Genomic DNA, 16,241 nt, shown 5'->3' on the forward strand with positions numbered 1-16,241 from the left:
GCCCCGGCGACAACCCGCCCGTCGTGGGTGACCGGCGTCGGTCACCCGGATTCCGACTAGAAGGTCAGGTTCCAGGCGTCGATCTTGCCGGTGTCGCCCCCGGCGTTGTCGTTCACGCGCAGCTTCCAGGTGCCGTTCGCGACCTCGGAGGAGGCGTTGACGGTGTAGGTCTGCGCGATGTTGTCGGCGCTGCCGCCGGCCCGGTTGTGCACGGTGTAGACCGTGCCGTCCGGGGCGATCAGGTCGACCTTGAGGTCACCGATGTAGGTGTGCTTGACGTCCACGCCCACCTTGAGGGTGGCCGGGGCGTTGCCCGTGACCCCGCTGACGGTGATCGGGCTCTCGACGGTCGCGTTGTCCGCGATCGTGAAGTCGGCCTGGTTCTCGAAGTACTTGCCGGCGGGCGGAGTGGAGCCGCCGACCGCCTTCAGCGCGTCGACCTGACCCTCGCCGAAGAAGCCGTTCCTGGCGGTGGTGCCGGTGCAGCGGCTGTCCGAGGGGCAGGTGACGTCGTTGGCCTGGGTGGCCAGCTTGTCGCGGATCTGCGCCGGGGTGATGCCCGGGTTGGCGCTCGCGAGGAGCGCGGCCACGCCCGCGACGTGCGGGGAGGCCATCGAGGTGCCGCTCATGGTGCCGTACTTGCCGCCCGGCTGGGTGCTGTAGATGCCGGTGGTGTCGCCGCCCGGGGCCGTGACGTCGATGACGTTCAGGCCGTAGTTGGAGTACGAGGCCTTCGCGGTGGTGCCCATCGCCGACACCGTGACCACGCCGGGGAGTTCGGTCGGGATGTCCAGGCACGCGTTGGTGATGGTGCGGGTGACCGGCGTCGAGTCGTTCGGGCTCTCGGTGTCGGTCTTCTTGTTGGCCAGGTCGATGTTGGAGTTGCCCGCGGCCGCGACCTGGAGCGAACCCTTGCCCTCCGCGTACTCCTGGGCGCGCTTGACGCCCTCGATGATCGCGGCCTGGTCGGCGTTGTCCGGGCAGTTGAACTGCCAGGGGTCCGTGTAGTAGCTGTTGTTGGTGACCTTGAAGCCGTGGTCACCGGCCCACATGAACCCGCAGACGGTGTTCTCGGCGAAGAACAGCGAGGAACCGGGCTCGGCGATGCGCACCGAGGAGATCTTCACGCCCGGGGCCACACCGATGACACCCTTGCCGTTCTTGGCCGCCGCGACGGTGCCGGCCACGTGCGTGCCGTGGGTGCCGACGTCACGCCAGGCCCCGGTACGGGTGTCCGGCTTGCCGTAGGCGCAGGAGGCGGAGTCCGCCGCGTTGAAGTTCGGCGCCAGGTCCTGGTGCTGGTCGTCCACACCGGTGTCCAGGATGCCGACCTTGACCGAGGCGGAGCCGGTGGTGACGGCCCAGGCCTGGTCGGCCTTGATCTGCGTCATGTCCGCGCGGACCGGCTCGCCGGCCGGGGTCGTGGACTGCGCCGGGTTGGCGGGCAGCGCCGGGTTGTAGGCGTCGGCCGGCACGTCGGACGTGCGGGTCGCGCCGACCTGCTGGACCCCGCTCACGCCGCGCATCGTCGAGGCGAAGGAACCGGACGCGGAGTGGGCGACGATCACGCCGATGGCGTCGTAGGACTGGAAGACCGTGCCGCCGTTGGAGGCGACGGCCGACCGGACCGCCGAGGTGTCACCGGGAGCGGTGATCACGAGGTAGGCGCGGGTGCCGGCAACCCAGTTCGCACTCTGGGAAGTCGGCGCCGCCGCCGGGGCCACGGCCTTGGCGGCCGGGGCGGACGGAGAGACGGGGGCCGTGCCGGCGAGCGCGGCGGGGGCCCCGAAGGTGAGAGCGGCGCCGAGGGCGGCCGCCAGCACCAGGGCACGTCGAGGTCGGCCGGATATGTGGGGTATCAATGCGTCCTCCGATGACCCGGTGGTGCGGGTGGCACCTACCGGGTCGTACGAAACGAGTGGTGGACGCAAGATGTCAGACGCCTGGCCCGGTAGGGAAGTACCTTTTACCGCAGGCAAGTTGATGATGGTGTGGCTGAAAATCGCCGTACCGTACCGGTTTTCGGCGTCCGGTGCGGGAGCGAACCGCGAACTCCGCCGCGAGCGGCCGGATCTCGCCCCGTCCGGCGGGCGGACCGGGTCGTCGACGCACCGTACGGCGGCCCCCGCGGCGGTGCGCCGGCGGACCGGGGGCCGGGGCGGATCCGGTCAACGGGGCCACGGGTTCGCCCCTGCACACCAGCGGGTCCCCTCGTACGAGGGGCGCGGGGCCGGGGCGGGGGCGTGAGGTGCGGGTCGGGGCCCGGTGCGGGAGAACGGCGGGGGTGCGGGCCGGCCGGGCCGGGCACCGTGGGGGCGAGCCCCGCCCGGCCGGCCCCGGGGGAGGGCCGGCGTCGCGCCGGGCCCACCCCCTCACGGGCGTTCCGGTCAGACCGGGACGCCGTCCTTGTCGCCGGCCGACTGGACGGGCACGGCGGTCGGTTCCCCGGCGGGATCCGTCGAGTGCACCTCGTCGACCAGCGTGGTCTCGTCGAAGGGGAGGCGGCCCGCGAGGACTTCGGTCGCGCGCTCACGGTCGAACTCCTTGGTCCACGTCCCGATCAGCACCGTCGCCACCGCGTTGCCGGCGAAGTTCGTGAGCGCCCGCGCCTCGCTCATGAACCGGTCGATGCCCACGATCAGTCCGACCCCGTCCACCAGCTCCGGCCGGTGGGACTGGAGGCCGCCGGCCAGGGTGGCCAGACCCGCGCCGGTCACCCCGGCCGCACCCTTCGAGGCGATGATCATGAACAGCAGCAGCGAGATCTGCTCGCCCAGCGCGAGGGGCTTGCCCATCGCCTCCGCGACGAACAGCGAGGACATCGTCAGGTAGATCGCGGTCCCGTCCAGGTTGAAGGAGTAGCCCGTCGGCACCGTGATGCCGACCACCGGTCGCGACACCCCGACGTGCTCCATCTTCGCGATCAGCCTCGGCAGCGCCGACTCGGACGAGGACGTCGACAGGATCAGCAGGAACTCCCGACCGAGGTAGCGCAGCAGGGAGAACACGTTGATCCCCGTACACACCCGCAGCAGCGTGCCCAGCACCACGAACACGAACAGCAGGCAGGTCGTGTAGAAGCCGATCATGATCACGGCCAGGGACTTCAGCGCGTCGACGCCGGTCGCCCCGACCACCGCCGCGATCGCCCCGAAGGCACCCACGGGCGCCGCCCACATGATCATCGCCAGCACCCGGAAGACCAGCTTCTGGATGTACCCGATCCCGCGCAGCACCGGCTCGCCCGAGCGCCCCATGGCCTGGAGGGCGAAACCGCAGAGCAGTGCCACCAGCAGCGTCTGGAGCACCTCGCCCCCGGTGAAGGCGGACACCATCGTGGTCGGGATGATCCCCAGCAGGAACTCCTGGGTGCTCTCCGCCCCGCCCGCCTTGGCCTGCGCCTCGCCGGCGCTGCGCGCCGCCTCGGTCAGGTGCAGTCCGCTGCCCGGCTCCAGCAGGTTTCCCACCAGCAGGCCGATGGCCAACGCCACCGTGGACATGACCATGAAGTAGCCGAGGGCCAGACCGCCGACCGCGCCCACCTTCGCGGCCTTGCGCACCGAGCCGATGCCCAGCACGATCGTGCAGAAGATCACGGGCGAGATCATCATCTTGATGAGGTTGACGAAGCCGGTGCCCAGCGGCTTCAGCTCGACGGCCACGCCGGGGGCGGCGAAGCCCACGGCGATGCCGAGCAGCACCGCGGCGATCACCGCGATGTAGAGATAGTGGGTCTTGTCGCGCCTGGCGGCCACGATGCCTCCTGGTGGTGATTGCGTTCCGGGAGACCATCGCCCAGCCTGTGACCCCGGTCACCCTTGCGTTCATTGAGTTCACGGCCGGGTGCAGACTGAGCGCCATGTTCCGCTTCCCCCGACCGCCGCGCAGCCTCGCCGGCCAGCTCTTCGCCATGCAGGTGTTGCTGGTCGCCGTCGTCCTCGCCGGCTGCGCGGTCTTCGCCTACGCGACCGCCCGCGGCCAGGCCGAGGAGGCCGCCCGGCTCCAGGCCGGGGCCGTCGCCCGCGCGGTCGCGGACTCGCCCTCGGTGGTCGAGGCGGTACGGGACGCCGGACGCGGGACCGACCCGTCGGCGGCGCTCCAGCCCTACGCGGAGCGGGTGCGGGTCGACTCGGGCGTGGACTTCGTGACGATCATGTCCCCGGAGGGGCTGCGCTGGACCCACCGCGACCCGCGCCGCATCGGGGAACCCTTCCTCGGGAACACCGCCCCGGCGCTGCGGGGCGAGACCTTCGGCGAGACCTACACCGGCACCCTCGGCCCCTCGATCCGCGTGGTCACCCCGCTGCTGGACGACGGGCGCGTCGTGGGCATGGTCAGCGCGGGCATCACGGTCCGCGCGATCAGCGACCGGCTGGCCGGGCAGCTCTCGGCCCTCGTGTGGGTCGCGGCCGGCGCCCTCGCCCTCGGCGGCGTGGGGACGTACGTCGTCAACGCCCGACTGCGCCGGCACACCCACGGCATGAACGCCGCCGAGCTGAGTCGTGTGTACGACTACCACCAGGCGGCCCTGCACGGGGTGCGGGAGGGACTGCTGATGCTCGACGGCCGACGCCGGATCACCCTGATCAACGACGCGGGCCGCGAACTGCTCGGCCTGTCCGGCGAGGTCAGGGGCACCGGGGTCGCCGACCTCGCGCTGCCCGCGCCCCTCACCGGAGCCCTGCTCGCGGACCGGCCCCGGGTGGACGAGGTGCACCTGACCGCCGACCGGGTCCTGGTGGTCAACAGCTCTCCCGTGGCCGGCGGTGGCCGCCGGGGTACCGTGGTCACCCTGCGGGACCACACCGAACTCCAGTCACTGGCAGGTGAGTTGGACAACGAGCGGGGATTCACCGAGGCCCTGCGTTCGCAGGCCCACGAGGCGGCCAACCGGCTGCACACCGTGGTCTCCCTCATCGAACTCGGCCGCGCGGACGAGGCGGTGGAGTTCGCCACCGCCGAACTGGAGCTGGCCCAGGCCCTCACCGACGAGGTGGTCACCGCCGTCGGCGAACCGGTGCTGGTGGCCCTGCTGCTCGGCAAGGCCGCGCAGGCGCACGAGCGGGGGGTCGAGCTGATCGTCACCCGGGACAGCAGCGCCGTCGACACGGGCCCCGGGACGCCGCCCGCGCGGGACCTCGTCACGGTGCTCGGCAACCTCGTCGACAACGCCGTCGAGGCGCTCACGGGCACCCCGGGCGGGCGGGTCGCCGTCACGGTCCGGCCCGACGGCGACCAGATCCTGATCCGGGTCGCGGACAACGGCCCCGGGCTGCCCGAGGGCGCCGGCGCCGACGTCTTCCGACGCGGTTGGTCCGGCAAGGGGGAGGGGCGCGGGCTCGGCCTCGCGCTGGTCCGTCAGGTGGCCCACCGGCACGGCGGCAGCGCGGACGCCGCAGGCGGCGCGCACGGCGGCGCGGAGTTCACCGTACGGCTGCCCGTGCGCCGCGAGGCGCGGGCATGAGCGCCCCCGGGGTACGGGTCCTGGTGGTCGAGGACGATCCGGTGGCCGCCGACGCGCACGCGCTGTACGTCGGGCGGGTGCCCGGCTTCACCGCCGTCGCCGCCGTCCACTCACTGGCCGAGGCCACCCGCGTGCTGGAGCGGACCCGGATCGACCTGCTGCTGCTCGACCTCACCCTCCCCGACGGCCACGGACTGCGCTTCGCGCGCGGCCTGCGGGCGGCGGGACACCCCGTGGACGTGATCGTGGTGACCTCGGCGCGGGACCTGGCCGTGGTCCGCGAGAGCGTCTCGCTGGGTGTCGTGCAGTACGTGCTGAAGCCCTTCGCGTTCCCGACCCTGCGCGAACGACTGCTGCGCTACGCCGAGTTCCGTGCGACGGCGGGGGAGGCGGCCGGTCAGGACGACGTCGATCGGGCCATGGCCGCCCTGCGCGCGCCCCGCCCGGCGGAGCTCCCCAAAGGCCTCAGCGCCCCGACCCTGGACAGGGTCGCGGCGCTGCTGCGGGCGGCCGACGACGGGCTGACCGCCGCGGGGGCGGCCGAGGCGGCCGGGATCTCCCGGATCACCGCCCGCCGTTACCTGGAGCACCTGGTGGACACCGGTCGCGCGGACCGGACGCCCCGGTACGGCCAGGTGGGCCGCCCCGAACTGCGTTACCGCTGGCTCGCGGAGACCGGCTCGGTGTCGAAGGTGTAGAACTTCCGGTGGTCCAGCATGTCGGCCGGGGTCACGTCGTTCCACGGCCGCATCGTGTCGTTGAGGTCCACGACGTTGGTGGTGCCGGCGGCCGGCAGGTACGGCGACTGCGGGTGCCTGGCCTGCCAGTCGGCCCACAGCTTGTCGATGTAGGCGTGGTGCATCCAGAACACCGGGTCGTTCGGGGAGACGCCGGTGGACATCTGCCCGCCGACCCACACGTGAACCCGGTTGTGGAGGTTGGCGCCGCGCCAGCCCTCCAGGTTGTTGCGGAAGCCGTTCGAGGCGCTGTTCCAGGGAGCCATGTCGTACACCGGCATGGCCAGTACGGCCTCCACCTCGGCCTTGGTGGGCAGTTCGGCGACACCGGTGCCGAGGGCGCGCCTCAGGTAGTTGCGGCCGTCCACTCGGACGTCGATGTTCCACTTGCCCGTCGCGTACGCGAACGGCCCGTCGAGGACCTGGCCGTCGCGGGCCCGACCGGTGCCGCCGAGGAAGTCGGCGGCCCAGAGGGAGGAGCGGGTGGTGCGGTCCGTCGTCCAGTCCCAGTAGGGAAGGGTGACGTTCTTGTCCACGGCCTGGAGAGCCGCTTCGAACTCCAGGAGAAAGCGGCGGTGCCAGGGGAGGAAGGACGGGGACCGGTGGCCGACCCGGTCACCGGAGTCGGTGTCGCTCATGATGAAGCCGTTGTGCGTGGTCACGAAGCGGTCGTAGCGACCGGTGCGCTTCAGTTCGAGCAGCGCGTTGGTGAAGGCGCGCTTCTCGGCGGAGGTGAGCGAGGCCTGGTTCTTGCGCACGGTCATCACATGCCGCCCATCGGGACGAGGGTCGCGCCCTGGAGCTCGCGCACGGCGGCGCGGGCGAGCGAGATCGGGGTGGCGAAGGTCTCGTAGTGGTTGACCACGCTGATCCAGCTGCCGTCGGCGTTCTGCATCACGTGGAGTTCGCGGCCGTCTATGCGGACCGTGGGAAGGCCGGGAGAGTGGTGGCCGCCGTGGTGACCGCCGCCGGTGGCGGCGGTGATCTGTATGCGGCGTCCCATGTAGACCTCGTCGACCGTGCCGGCGGGTATCGCGGCGCGGGAGTCGGTGCCGGCCGCGTACGCGGTGGCGCCCGCGAGGCCGATGACGGAGAGTGCGCCGGCAGTGGTGCCCAAGGCCTGCCTGCGGGTGATCTTGTTCATGGCCGAAGAACTATCAGGCGAGCGGGGCCAGTTGACCGCTATCCGGACATCGAACGATAAGTTTCACATCGAACGATTGGGGGGATCTTCCCGTTTTGATCGAGCCCGATGGGCTGAACGGGAAGATCTGCGTCAGTAAGTCTACTCGCCAGTAATTCTTTCGGTGTCTCGCGGTTCTCATGAGCGGGATCACATCGGAGAGTCGGCTGGAAGGTGTGGCGAAACGCCGCCCTCCGCTTCGTTCGAAGCCGCCTTGAGAGGGAAATGTCCGATATCGCCATATAGTCACGACATGGCCCTGCATAAGACGAAAGACGCATCCGCCGCCGACTCCGACACGGACGTGTTCGCGTCCGTCCTGAGCGGGCAGGTTCTCCCCAAGTACCGGATGCCCGAAGACCACTCACCCACCGAAGTGGTCTACGAGCTGATCGGCAACGAGCTTCTCCTCGACGGCAACGCGGCCCAGAACCTGGCCACCTTCTGCACCACCTGGTCCGACGACGGCGTCCACCGCCTGATGAACCAGTGCCTCGACAAGAACATGATCGACAAGGACGAGTACCCGCAGACGGCGGAGATCGAGGCCCGCTGCGTCAACATCCTCGCCGACCTGTGGAACGCCCCGCAGGGGACCACCGGCACCGGCTGCTCCACCACCGGCTCCAGCGAGGCCGCCATGCTCGGCGGACTCGCCCTCAAATGGCGTTGGCGCGCGGCCCGCAAGGCCGCCGGACTGCCCACCGACCGACCCAACCTCGTCTGCGGACCGGTGCAGATCTGCTGGGACAAGTTCGCCCGCTACTTCGACGTCGAACTCCGCCAGATCCCCCTGGAGCCGGGCGCCACCGGCCTGCGGCCGCACCAACTCGCCGACCACGTCGACGAGAACACCATCGGTGTCGTCGCCATCCTCGGCGTCACCTACACCTGTGACTACGAACCCGTCGCCGAGATCGCCGCCGAACTCGACCGGATCCAGCGGATCAGCGGCTGGGACGTACCCATCCACGTGGACGCCGCCAGCGGCGGCTTCGTCGCGCCCTTCCTCCACACCGACGTGGTGTGGGACTTCCGGCTTCCGCGCGTGGCCTCGATCAACACCTCGGGCCACAAGTACGGGCTCGCACCCCTCGGCGTCGGCTGGATCGTCTGGCGCACCGCCGACCTGCTCCCCGCCGACCTCGTCTTCGACGTGGACTACCTCGGCGGCGACATGCCGACCTTCGCCCTCAACTTCTCCCGCCCGGGAGGCGAGATCATCGCCCAGTACTACCTCTTCCTGCGCCTGGGCAAGGGCGGCTACCGGCGCGTCCAACAAGCCTGCGCCGACACCGCCGGGTACCTGGCCGGCGAGATCGCCCGGATGGGTCCCTTCACCCTGCTCTACGACGGGCGCGGCGCGCTGCCCGCCGTCTCCTACACCCTCGCCGATCCGGCCGGGGCGGGCTTCACCCTCTACGACCTCTCCGACCGGCTGCGGATGCGCGGCTGGCAGGTGCCCTCGTACCCGCTGCCGGCCGACCGCGACGACACCGTGATCCAGCGCGTACTGATCCGGCACGGCGTGACCCGCGATCAGATCGCCCTTCTGGTCGCCGACCTGAAGACGGCCGTCGAGCACCTGATCAAGCACCCTCAGCCCGTTCCGGCCACCGAGCCCAGGTCCGGATTCCACCACTGACGGCGGCGCCCGTCGCGACCTCGTGCGCGCCGGCCACCGCCGTGGTCGCGAGCGGCGGACGGGTCATGGGGTGGCGCGCGCCGGGGGGCCGTTCGGACGCTCTCGACGCACGTCGGCCCCCGCGTCCGGTGTCGCTCAGCGGGCTCCGAAGTTCTGCGTCCACCAGGGGCCGCCGGAGCCGTTGTGTATGCCCACGCCGATGTCCTTGAAGGAGCAGTTGAGGATGTTGGCGCGGTGGCCCGGGCTCTTCATCCAGGAGTCCATCACGGACTGGGCCGACTGCTGCCCCCTCGCGATGTTCTCCCCGTACGTCGACCAGTCGTAGCCGGCGGCGGTGGTCCGCTTGCCCGGGTCGGCCCCGTCGGGGTTGGTGTGCGCGAAGAAGTCACGCCGGGCCATGTCGTCCGAGTGCCCCTGGGCGGCCGACCGCAGTTGCGAGTCCTCCTTGAGTGGCCCGCAACCTGCCTTCGAACGCTCGGAGTTGACCAGCGCCACCACCTGGCCGGCCACACCCTGCGGCGGGGCGGGCGCCGGCGCGGGCGGGCGCGGGGCCGGCGGGTCGCTCTTGGTCCGCTTCGGGGTCGGCTTCGGCTTCGGGGTCTGGCTCGGCGACGGCGATGCGGAGGGCGAGGCGGAGGGCGAGGCGGAGGCGCTGGCGGACGGAGAGGGCGAGGCGGAGGGGGAGACGGAGGTCGACGGGATGGCCGTGCTCGCGTCGGGTGCGGAGAGGGCCGCCAGCGGGGACGCGGGGGCGCTGCCGGTGGCCTCGGGTTCGCCGGAGCCGGGGAGCGAGCCGAGGTACACCAGGCCGCCGCCCGCGACGCACGCCGCGATGACCGCGCCGCCGATGGCCCGGCGGCGGTTCTGGCGCCGCCTGCGCAAGGCGCCGCGGCCGGCGGCGTCGGTGCCGTGTCCATCGGCGCCCTCGCCCTGTTCGGCCGCCTTGCGGCGGGCCGCGCGACCCGGGCCGGACACCACCGGGGACAACTGCGTCGCCGCGTCGGCGAACGGGGCACCCGCATCGGGCGAGGCTCCCGAGCCGTACGGCGCTCCCGAGCCGTACGCGGTACCCGAGCCGTACGGGGTGCCCGCGTCGTACGCGGATCCGGAGCCGGAGCCGGAGCCGGCGAAGGCCGCGCCCACCGGGGTCATGCCGCCCGCGCCGGCCGCGGCCGACCGGACGCCGGCCAGCAGCGCCGCACCGACCGGCACCAGTGCCAGCCCGGCCAACAGGCCCTCCGCCGGCATCAGGCCGCTCCACAGTCCGGAACAGCGCACGCACTCCCGCGCGTGCCGGGCTATTCGCTTGCGCCACAGTGTCGAGGGGAGCCCGTCCCAGCCCGCCGCGAGCGTCCGCAGTCCCTCGCACGGAGGTTGGGCGTCCAGCGCCCGCTCGACCACGCGGGCCGATTCCAACTGGGCCTTCATCCGTTGGACCCGGACCGCCGTGTGCTGGGGGGAGAGTTCCAGGGCGGACGCCATCTCGCCGCGCGTCAGTTCACCGGCGCACTCCAGCCACCACAACGACAGCAACGCCCGGTCGTCGGGCTCCAACCAGCGCGTCGCCCGGGCCGTCTCCCGGCGCTGCCCCTCCAGGTTGAGCCGTACGACGGTCAGGTCCACGAAGTCGGCGCCGGGGTCCGCGACGTCCCAGGCGGCGTCCAGGCCGCTCTCGCCCGGGCCGCTCTGCCGAGCCGCCCAGTGGGCCCGTATCCGGTTCATCGCGATCGCGACCAGCCAGGACCGGAAGCTGTCGTCCGTACGCAGACCGCCCAGCCCGTCCAGCGCCCGCAGCATGGTGTCCTGCACCACGTCGTCCACGTCACAGGACCCGTTCAGGGCCCGGCCGACGATGTTGTAGACGAGCGGCAACCAGGTGCCGACGAGCTCGTCCTGCGCGCGGGGATCGCCCGCGCGGGCCGCTGCCACCAGCGCTGCCGTGTGCTCTGTACTCATGTGATGTTCCCTGTCCGTACCGGCGGTCGATGATGCCCAATACCTGGGAGACCGTCGAGAGGGGCCCCGATAACACTTATCCGGAAGAAGATTCCGCCGCCACCCCCGCGGCCGTGTCATCGGCCACTCGGGCGGGGGTCGAACGCGGCCCTCACAGCAGCGGGGCCAGCGCCGCCGTGGCCGCGCGCAGGGCGGGCGCGTACGCCTCGATCTCCTCGCGGGAGACGAGGAAGGTGACGGTGGTGACCGAGACCCCGCCGATCGGGCGACCGTCCGGGCCCTCGATCGCCGCACCGACGCAGCGGATGGTCGGCTCGTTCTCCTCGTCGTCCACGGCGAAACCCCGGGCGCGGACGACGTCCAACTCCGCCAGCAGCGCCCGCTCGGTGGTCAGCGTCCGGGGAGTGCGGCCCGGCAGGCCGGTCGTGGCGATCAGCTCCCGCACCTCCCCGGGCGGCAGAGCGGCCAGAACGCTCTTGCCGATCGCCGTGGTGTGCAACGGCATCCGCGTGCCCACCCGGGACGCCGTCCGGAAGGGCTGGTCGCTCTCCAGCTTGCGGATGTAGGTGATCGTCTCCCCGCTGCGCAGGGCGAGATGCACCGTTTGGCCCGTGGCCCGCCGGAGCTCCCGCAGGATCTCCTCGACGCTCGCCGGCTCCCCACCGCCGACCAGCGCCGACAGCCCCCGCAGCCGAGGTCCCACGCCGTAGCGGCTTCCCTCCTCGGCGCGTACGAAGCCCTGCTCGATCAGCGAGGCCAGGATCCGGAAGGTGCTCGACTTGGGCACGGCCGCCGCGATCGTCAGGTCGGCCAGCCGGTGCGGGCCGCCCGGGGCGGCCACCGCCTCCAGGATCCGCAGCGACTTCTCCAACGCGGAACCCGCCGCCGAGGCCCGCCCGCCGCGCGCGCCGCCGTCGGCTCCAGGTGCTGCATCCGTTGACACGAGGTCTCCCGACGTGGGTAAGGTTCGAAACAGCAAGTGCCGGTACACGATACGGCGTTCCACTACGCGGAACAACTGGGGGTTCCTTGTCGACCTGTCATCCCTACGCGGTGATGGCGGCGCAGCGCCTGCTGCCGGTGCTGCGCGACGCCGACGCCGACGAGGCCGTCCGTCGGACCACCACCCTCCTCGCCGCGGGCTGCCGCGCCGTGGAACTCACCACCTCCACCCCCGGTTGGGCCGAAGCCGTGGCCCGGACCGCGCCGCTCGCCGACGCCGGCGGCCGCTCCGCGCTGATCGGCGTCGGCACCGTCACCACCACCGCCCAGGCCGAACAGGCCCTCGACGCCGGCGCCGCGTTCCTGATCTCCCCCTACCCGGCCCCCGAGGTCCGCGAGTTCGCCCGCCTGCGCCCGGCGGTCTTCATCGAAGGCGGATTCACCCCCGGCGAGATAGCCGGAGCCGCCCGGGCCGCGGGCGCCGCGAAGGTCTTCCCCGCCCACGTGGGCGGCCCCCGGTTCATCCGCTCCCTCAAGGCCGTCCTCCCCGAGGCACTGCTCATCGCGACCGGCGGCATCCGGCCGGACGAGGTGCGCGACTGGCTCGCCGCCGGGGCCGGCGCCGTCGGCATCGGCGACGGGCTGCCGGCCGACCCCGACGAACTGGCCGCCGTCTTCGCCGAACTGGCCCTGCCGTGCTGCCCGCGCTGCACCCCGGAGCGCTGACCGTGCCCGGACGGCCGCACCCCGCGAGTCACGACGTACTCGTCCTCGGCGAGGTCCTCGTCGAGATCCACGCCGACGCCGCCCTGCGGGAGGCCGCCGACGGAACCCCGGCCCGCCTCTCCTACTCGGGCGACGCACTCAACGCGGCCGCCGCGGCGGCCGCCGCCGGAGCCCGGACCGCGCTGCTGGCCGTGGTCGGCGAGGACGAGCTGAGCGTGCCCCTGCTGGCCCGCGCCACCGCCCTCGGCGTGGACGTCTCCCACGTGCGTCGCGCCCCGCGCCCCAACGGCGCCTACCTGCTCTCCGCGGACACCGAGGGCGACCGGGAGTTCGTCTACTGGCGCACCGGCAGCGCCGGCTCCACCCTCTCGCCCCGGCACGTCGCCTCCTGGCGGGGGCTGCTGACCGGCTCCCCGACCCTGATCACCAGTGGTATCACCGGCGCCCTGTCACCGAGCAGCCGGGCGGCGGTGGTGGCCGCCGCCCGGATCGTGCACGAGGCCGGCGGACACCTCTCGTACGACCCCAACCACCGCCCCCGTCTGACCGGTCGGGACGCGGCGCGCTCCCTGCTGGCCCTGATCGCCCCGCTGACCGGGCTGCTCAAGACCTCCTGCCCGGCCGACGCGCTCGCGCTGGTGGACACCGACGAACCGCTCCTCGCGGCGGCCCGCTACCGCGCACTCGGTGCCCGAGCCGTCGCCGTCACCGCGGGCGCCGACCGGCTGCTGCTGGACGACGGGTCGGGGGCCGTGTTCCACCCGGTGCCCGTCAATGCCGCCGCCGTCGACGCGACCGGCGCGGGCGACTGCTTCACCGGTACCGTCACCGCCCGGCTCGCGCTGGGCGACACCCTCGCGGACGCCGTGTCCTACGGCCTGGCCGCCGCCTCCCTGTCCGTGTCCGGCCGCGGCGGCACCGGCCGCGTTCCGACCTTCGCCGAGACGGCGGCCCTGGCCGCGGCCCACCGGGGGAGGGGGCTCGCCCCGACCCACCGCCGGTGAACCCCGGGCGGCCGGTCGCGGAAGCCCGCTACGGTGCCTCGAGCAGGGCGATCTCCGCCGGCGACAGCCGCAGCGACCCCACGGCGACGTTCTCGACCAGGTGATCCGGGTTACCGGTACCCGGGATCGCCAGCACGTGGGCGCCCCGGCTCAGCGTCCAGGCCAGGCGGAGCTGGGCCGTGGACACCCCGTGCTCCGCGGCGAGCGCGCGCACCCGCGGCCCGTCGGTCTCCACGACCCCCGCCTCCCGGCCCGCGCCGGCGATCGCGAAGAAGGGCACGAAGGCCACGCCCTGCTCGCCGCACGCGTCGAGGAAGGCGTGGTCCTCGGCCGGGGAGCCGATCCCGTACGGGTTCTGTACGCAGACCACGGGCGCGATGGCCCGCGCCTGCGCGAGGTGGTCGGGGCGCGCGTTGGAGATCCCGAGGTGACGGATCAACCCGGCCGTGCGGAGTTCGGCGAGGGCCCCGAAGTGCTCGGCGATCGAACCGGTGCTCTCGCGCCGGGGCACGCGGAGATTGACCACGTCGAGGTGGTCGCGGCCCAACTGGCGCAGGTTCTCCTCGACCTGGCCGCGCAACTGGTCGGGCTCCGCCCACCACCAGTTCCCGGCGACGTCGCGGCCGGGGCCCACCTTGGTGGTGATGACGAGTTCGTCGCCGTACGGGGCGAGCGCCCGGTTGATGAGCTCGTTCGCGGAACGCAGCGGGGAGAAGTAGAAGGCCGCGGTGTCGATGTGGTTCACCCCGAGCTCCACTGCCTTGCGGAGCACCCCCGTGACCCGGTCGCGGTCGCTCGGGGAACCGTCGGCGAGGTGGGTGAGGCGCATCGCGCCGAAGCCGATCCGGTTGACGGTCAGATCGCCCAGCCGCCAGGTCCCGGCCGCGGCGGCATTGATCGTTTCAGAGGTCATGCGGCACTCTCGCACATCCCCCCGCGGGCCTCCCGCCTGCGGTGCGCTGCTCCCGGCGCACCGCGGGCCCGGGCCGCGCCGGCCGCCCCGCGCATGGAGGCGCCGCCGGGCCGGGTCGATGTTCGCGGCCCGGCGGCGCCGGTCAGGAGGGGTCCGTCAGCGCGGGGATCAGCGGCCGCGCAGACCCCGGTCGACGGCCGTGATCAGCTCGCCGTCGGCGGTGTCCGCGTCCAGCGACCAGAACATCGCGCCGCCCAGGCCGTTGGCCCGTACGTACCGGGTCTTGGTGCGCAGCACCTGCGGGTCGTCGTACGTCCACAGGGTGGTGCCGTCGAACAGCCAGGCGTGGCCGCCGCGTCGGTCGCGGTGGAGCTCGTACGTCCCCGAGTCGGCCAGCCGCCGCAGCTCCTTGTAGTCCGCGTACCCCGCCGCCCAGGCGGCCGGCGCGGGGCCCGTCGCGGGCTGCCCCATGCCGTCCCCGCCACCGCTGACGCCGGTCCAGCCCTGCCCGTAGAACGGCATGCCCATCACGAGCTTCCGGGCCGGCGCGCTGCGGCGCAGCCAGGCGTCCACGGTGCCGTCCACGCTGAAGTCGTCCCGCGCGTACAGCGCGGACTGCTGGGCGGTGTTCTTCTCGCCCGACACGTGGAAGTCGTAGCCCTGGAGGGTGACGAAGTCGAGGTCGCGCATGATCCGGGGAACGTCGAAGCCCGCGTCGATCTTGGCGGGCGCGGTCGGGACGAAGGCCGTCAGCTCGTACGTCCGCTTCTGTTTCCGCTCCCGGCCGTACGCGTCGAGCTGCGTGCGGAACTCCTTGACCAGCTCGGTGAAGTTGCGCTTGTCCTGCGGCCGGTACTTCGTGTCCGTGTCACCGGCCGAGCCGGGCCACTCCCAGTCGAGGTCGATCCCGTCGAAGACCCCGGCGGCCGCGCCCTGACCGCCTCGGACGCCGTCCTGCGGCAGGTTCCCCTTGATGTAGAGGTCGATGCAGGACCGGACGAGCGCCTCGCGCGAGGCGGGGGTGAGAGCGGCGTCCGAGAAGTTCGTCGACCAGCTCCAACCGCCCAGGGAGATCAGCACCTTGAGTCCCGGGTGCCTGGCCTTCAGCTCGCGCAGTTGGTTGAAGTTGCCGGCCAGGGGCTGGCGGTCGTCGTCGGCCACCCCGTCGACGGAGTTCGCGGCGTCGAGCGGGCGCGCGTAGTCGGCCCACGCGTCGGCCTCACCGGGGACGTTGCCCGTGAAGCACTTGCCCTCGGGGCTGATGTTGCCGAAGGCGTAGTTGATGTGGGTGAGCTTGCCGGCCGTGCCGTTGGCCTCCAGGTCCTGGACCTGGAAGTCCCGCCCGTAGACGCCCCATTGGGTGAAGTACCCGACTTTCCGGTACGAGCGGTCGTGACCGCCGCCATCGGCCTGCGCGGCGGCGGACGGCGCGAAGGCGGCCAGCAGGGAGAGGGAGCAGGCGGCGACGGTCAGCCTGCCGAGCGTGCTGAAGCGCATGGGCTTCCTTTGCGGATGCGGGAGCGGATTCGCGTGCGCTGTGCTGTGCACCTCGGAAACTATTGGTCTGGACCATCTCGGTCAAGGGGGCGTCCACCTCGGGTTCTCCGCCGTCACCGGGCCGTCCGAAAAACATCCTTCACGACACTGGGCACCTTCGCGCGCCGTCGCTAC

13 protein-coding genes are annotated in these 16,241 nt (G+C 72.5%); 5 read left to right on the forward strand and 8 right to left on the reverse strand.

Features of this window, described 5'->3' with window-relative positions; all coding sequences use genetic code 11:
* Positions 1 to 56: 56 nt before the first annotated feature.
* Entirely contained in the window at positions 57 to 1,823 is a 1,767-nt protein-coding gene (locus tag ACFYW3_RS04550) for a S8 family serine peptidase (RefSeq protein WP_389385627.1), read from the reverse strand.
* A 564-nt stretch (positions 1,824 to 2,387) separates the two neighbouring features.
* Positions 2,388 to 3,755 (reverse strand): cation:dicarboxylate symporter family transporter, encoded by a 1,368-nt coding sequence (locus ACFYW3_RS04555; protein ID WP_389385510.1) that lies wholly within the window; start codon positions 3,753 to 3,755, stop codon positions 2,388 to 2,390.
* 104 nt (positions 3,756 to 3,859) lie between these two features.
* On the opposite strand from ACFYW3_RS04555, the gene ACFYW3_RS04560 reads away from it, so the two are divergent.
* Both ACFYW3_RS04560 and ACFYW3_RS04565 read left to right on the forward strand, forming a co-directional pair.
* Complete coding sequence (locus ACFYW3_RS04560; protein WP_351761058.1) at positions 3,860 to 5,464, forward strand: sensor histidine kinase; 1,605 nt, start codon at positions 3,860 to 3,862, stop codon at positions 5,462 to 5,464.
* The gene (locus ACFYW3_RS04565) at positions 5,461 to 6,162 is read left to right on the forward strand and encodes a response regulator (protein WP_351761055.1); all 702 of its coding nucleotides are present in this window, start codon (positions 5,461 to 5,463) and stop codon (positions 6,160 to 6,162) included. The genes ACFYW3_RS04560 and ACFYW3_RS04565 overlap by 4 nt, the downstream gene beginning before the upstream one ends.
* Here the strand turns inward: ACFYW3_RS04565 and ACFYW3_RS04570 are convergent.
* Complete coding sequence (locus tag ACFYW3_RS04570) at positions 6,120 to 6,965, reverse strand: tyrosinase family protein (RefSeq protein ID WP_351761053.1); 846 nt, start codon at positions 6,963 to 6,965, stop codon at positions 6,120 to 6,122. The genes ACFYW3_RS04565 and ACFYW3_RS04570 overlap by 43 nt on opposite strands.
* Positions 6,965 to 7,345 (reverse strand): tyrosinase cofactor, encoded by a 381-nt coding sequence (locus ACFYW3_RS04575; RefSeq protein ID WP_351377711.1) that lies wholly within the window; start codon positions 7,343 to 7,345, stop codon positions 6,965 to 6,967. The genes ACFYW3_RS04570 and ACFYW3_RS04575 overlap by 1 nt, the downstream gene beginning before the upstream one ends.
* A 292-nt stretch (positions 7,346 to 7,637) precedes the next feature.
* Here ACFYW3_RS04575 and ACFYW3_RS04580 point away from each other — a divergent pair, with 292 nt between their 5' ends.
* Positions 7,638 to 9,029: a glutamate decarboxylase gene (locus tag ACFYW3_RS04580; protein WP_389385511.1), complete on the forward strand. Its 1,392-nt coding sequence runs from the start codon at positions 7,638 to 7,640 to the stop codon at positions 9,027 to 9,029.
* Positions 9,030 to 9,164: 135 nt separating this feature from the next.
* Here ACFYW3_RS04580 and ACFYW3_RS04585 read toward each other — a convergent pair whose 3' ends face one another.
* Together ACFYW3_RS04585 and ACFYW3_RS04590 are read right to left on the reverse strand one after the other, a co-directional pair.
* Positions 9,165 to 10,985: a sigma-70 family RNA polymerase sigma factor gene (locus ACFYW3_RS04585; RefSeq protein WP_389385512.1), complete on the reverse strand. Its 1,821-nt coding sequence runs from the start codon at positions 10,983 to 10,985 to the stop codon at positions 9,165 to 9,167.
* Positions 10,986 to 11,136: 151 nt separating this feature from the next.
* A complete protein-coding gene (locus tag ACFYW3_RS04590; RefSeq protein ID WP_389385513.1) occupies positions 11,137 to 11,928 on the reverse strand; it encodes an IclR family transcriptional regulator in 792 nt (263 codons plus the stop codon).
* A gap of 86 nt (positions 11,929 to 12,014) precedes the next feature.
* On the opposite strand from ACFYW3_RS04590, the gene ACFYW3_RS04595 reads away from it, so the two are divergent.
* Both ACFYW3_RS04595 and ACFYW3_RS04600 read left to right on the forward strand, forming a co-directional pair.
* On the forward strand, positions 12,015 to 12,653 hold the full coding sequence (locus ACFYW3_RS04595) for a bifunctional 4-hydroxy-2-oxoglutarate aldolase/2-dehydro-3-deoxy-phosphogluconate aldolase (RefSeq protein WP_389385514.1): 639 nt from the start codon (positions 12,015 to 12,017) through the stop codon (positions 12,651 to 12,653).
* Positions 12,623 to 13,657, forward strand: a complete 1,035-nt coding sequence (locus ACFYW3_RS04600) for a PfkB family carbohydrate kinase (RefSeq protein WP_389385515.1) — start codon at positions 12,623 to 12,625, stop codon at positions 13,655 to 13,657. The genes ACFYW3_RS04595 and ACFYW3_RS04600 overlap by 31 nt, the downstream gene beginning before the upstream one ends.
* Positions 13,658 to 13,685: 28 nt before the next feature.
* Here the strand turns inward: ACFYW3_RS04600 and ACFYW3_RS04605 are convergent, their stop codons facing one another.
* Positions 13,686 to 14,570, reverse strand: coding sequence for an aldo/keto reductase (locus tag ACFYW3_RS04605; protein ID WP_351761038.1), 885 nt, complete (start codon positions 14,568 to 14,570; stop codon positions 13,686 to 13,688).
* Between the two features lie 168 nt (positions 14,571 to 14,738).
* Positions 14,739 to 16,067, reverse strand: coding sequence for a glycoside hydrolase family 18 protein (locus ACFYW3_RS04610; RefSeq protein ID WP_389385516.1), 1,329 nt, complete (start codon positions 16,065 to 16,067; stop codon positions 14,739 to 14,741).
* Between the last annotated feature and the right edge of the window lie 174 nt (positions 16,068 to 16,241).

The sequence above is a fragment of the Streptomyces sp. NPDC002602 genome, from assembly GCF_042889445.1.
Lineage (GTDB): Bacteria > Actinomycetota > Actinomycetes > Streptomycetales > Streptomycetaceae > Streptomyces.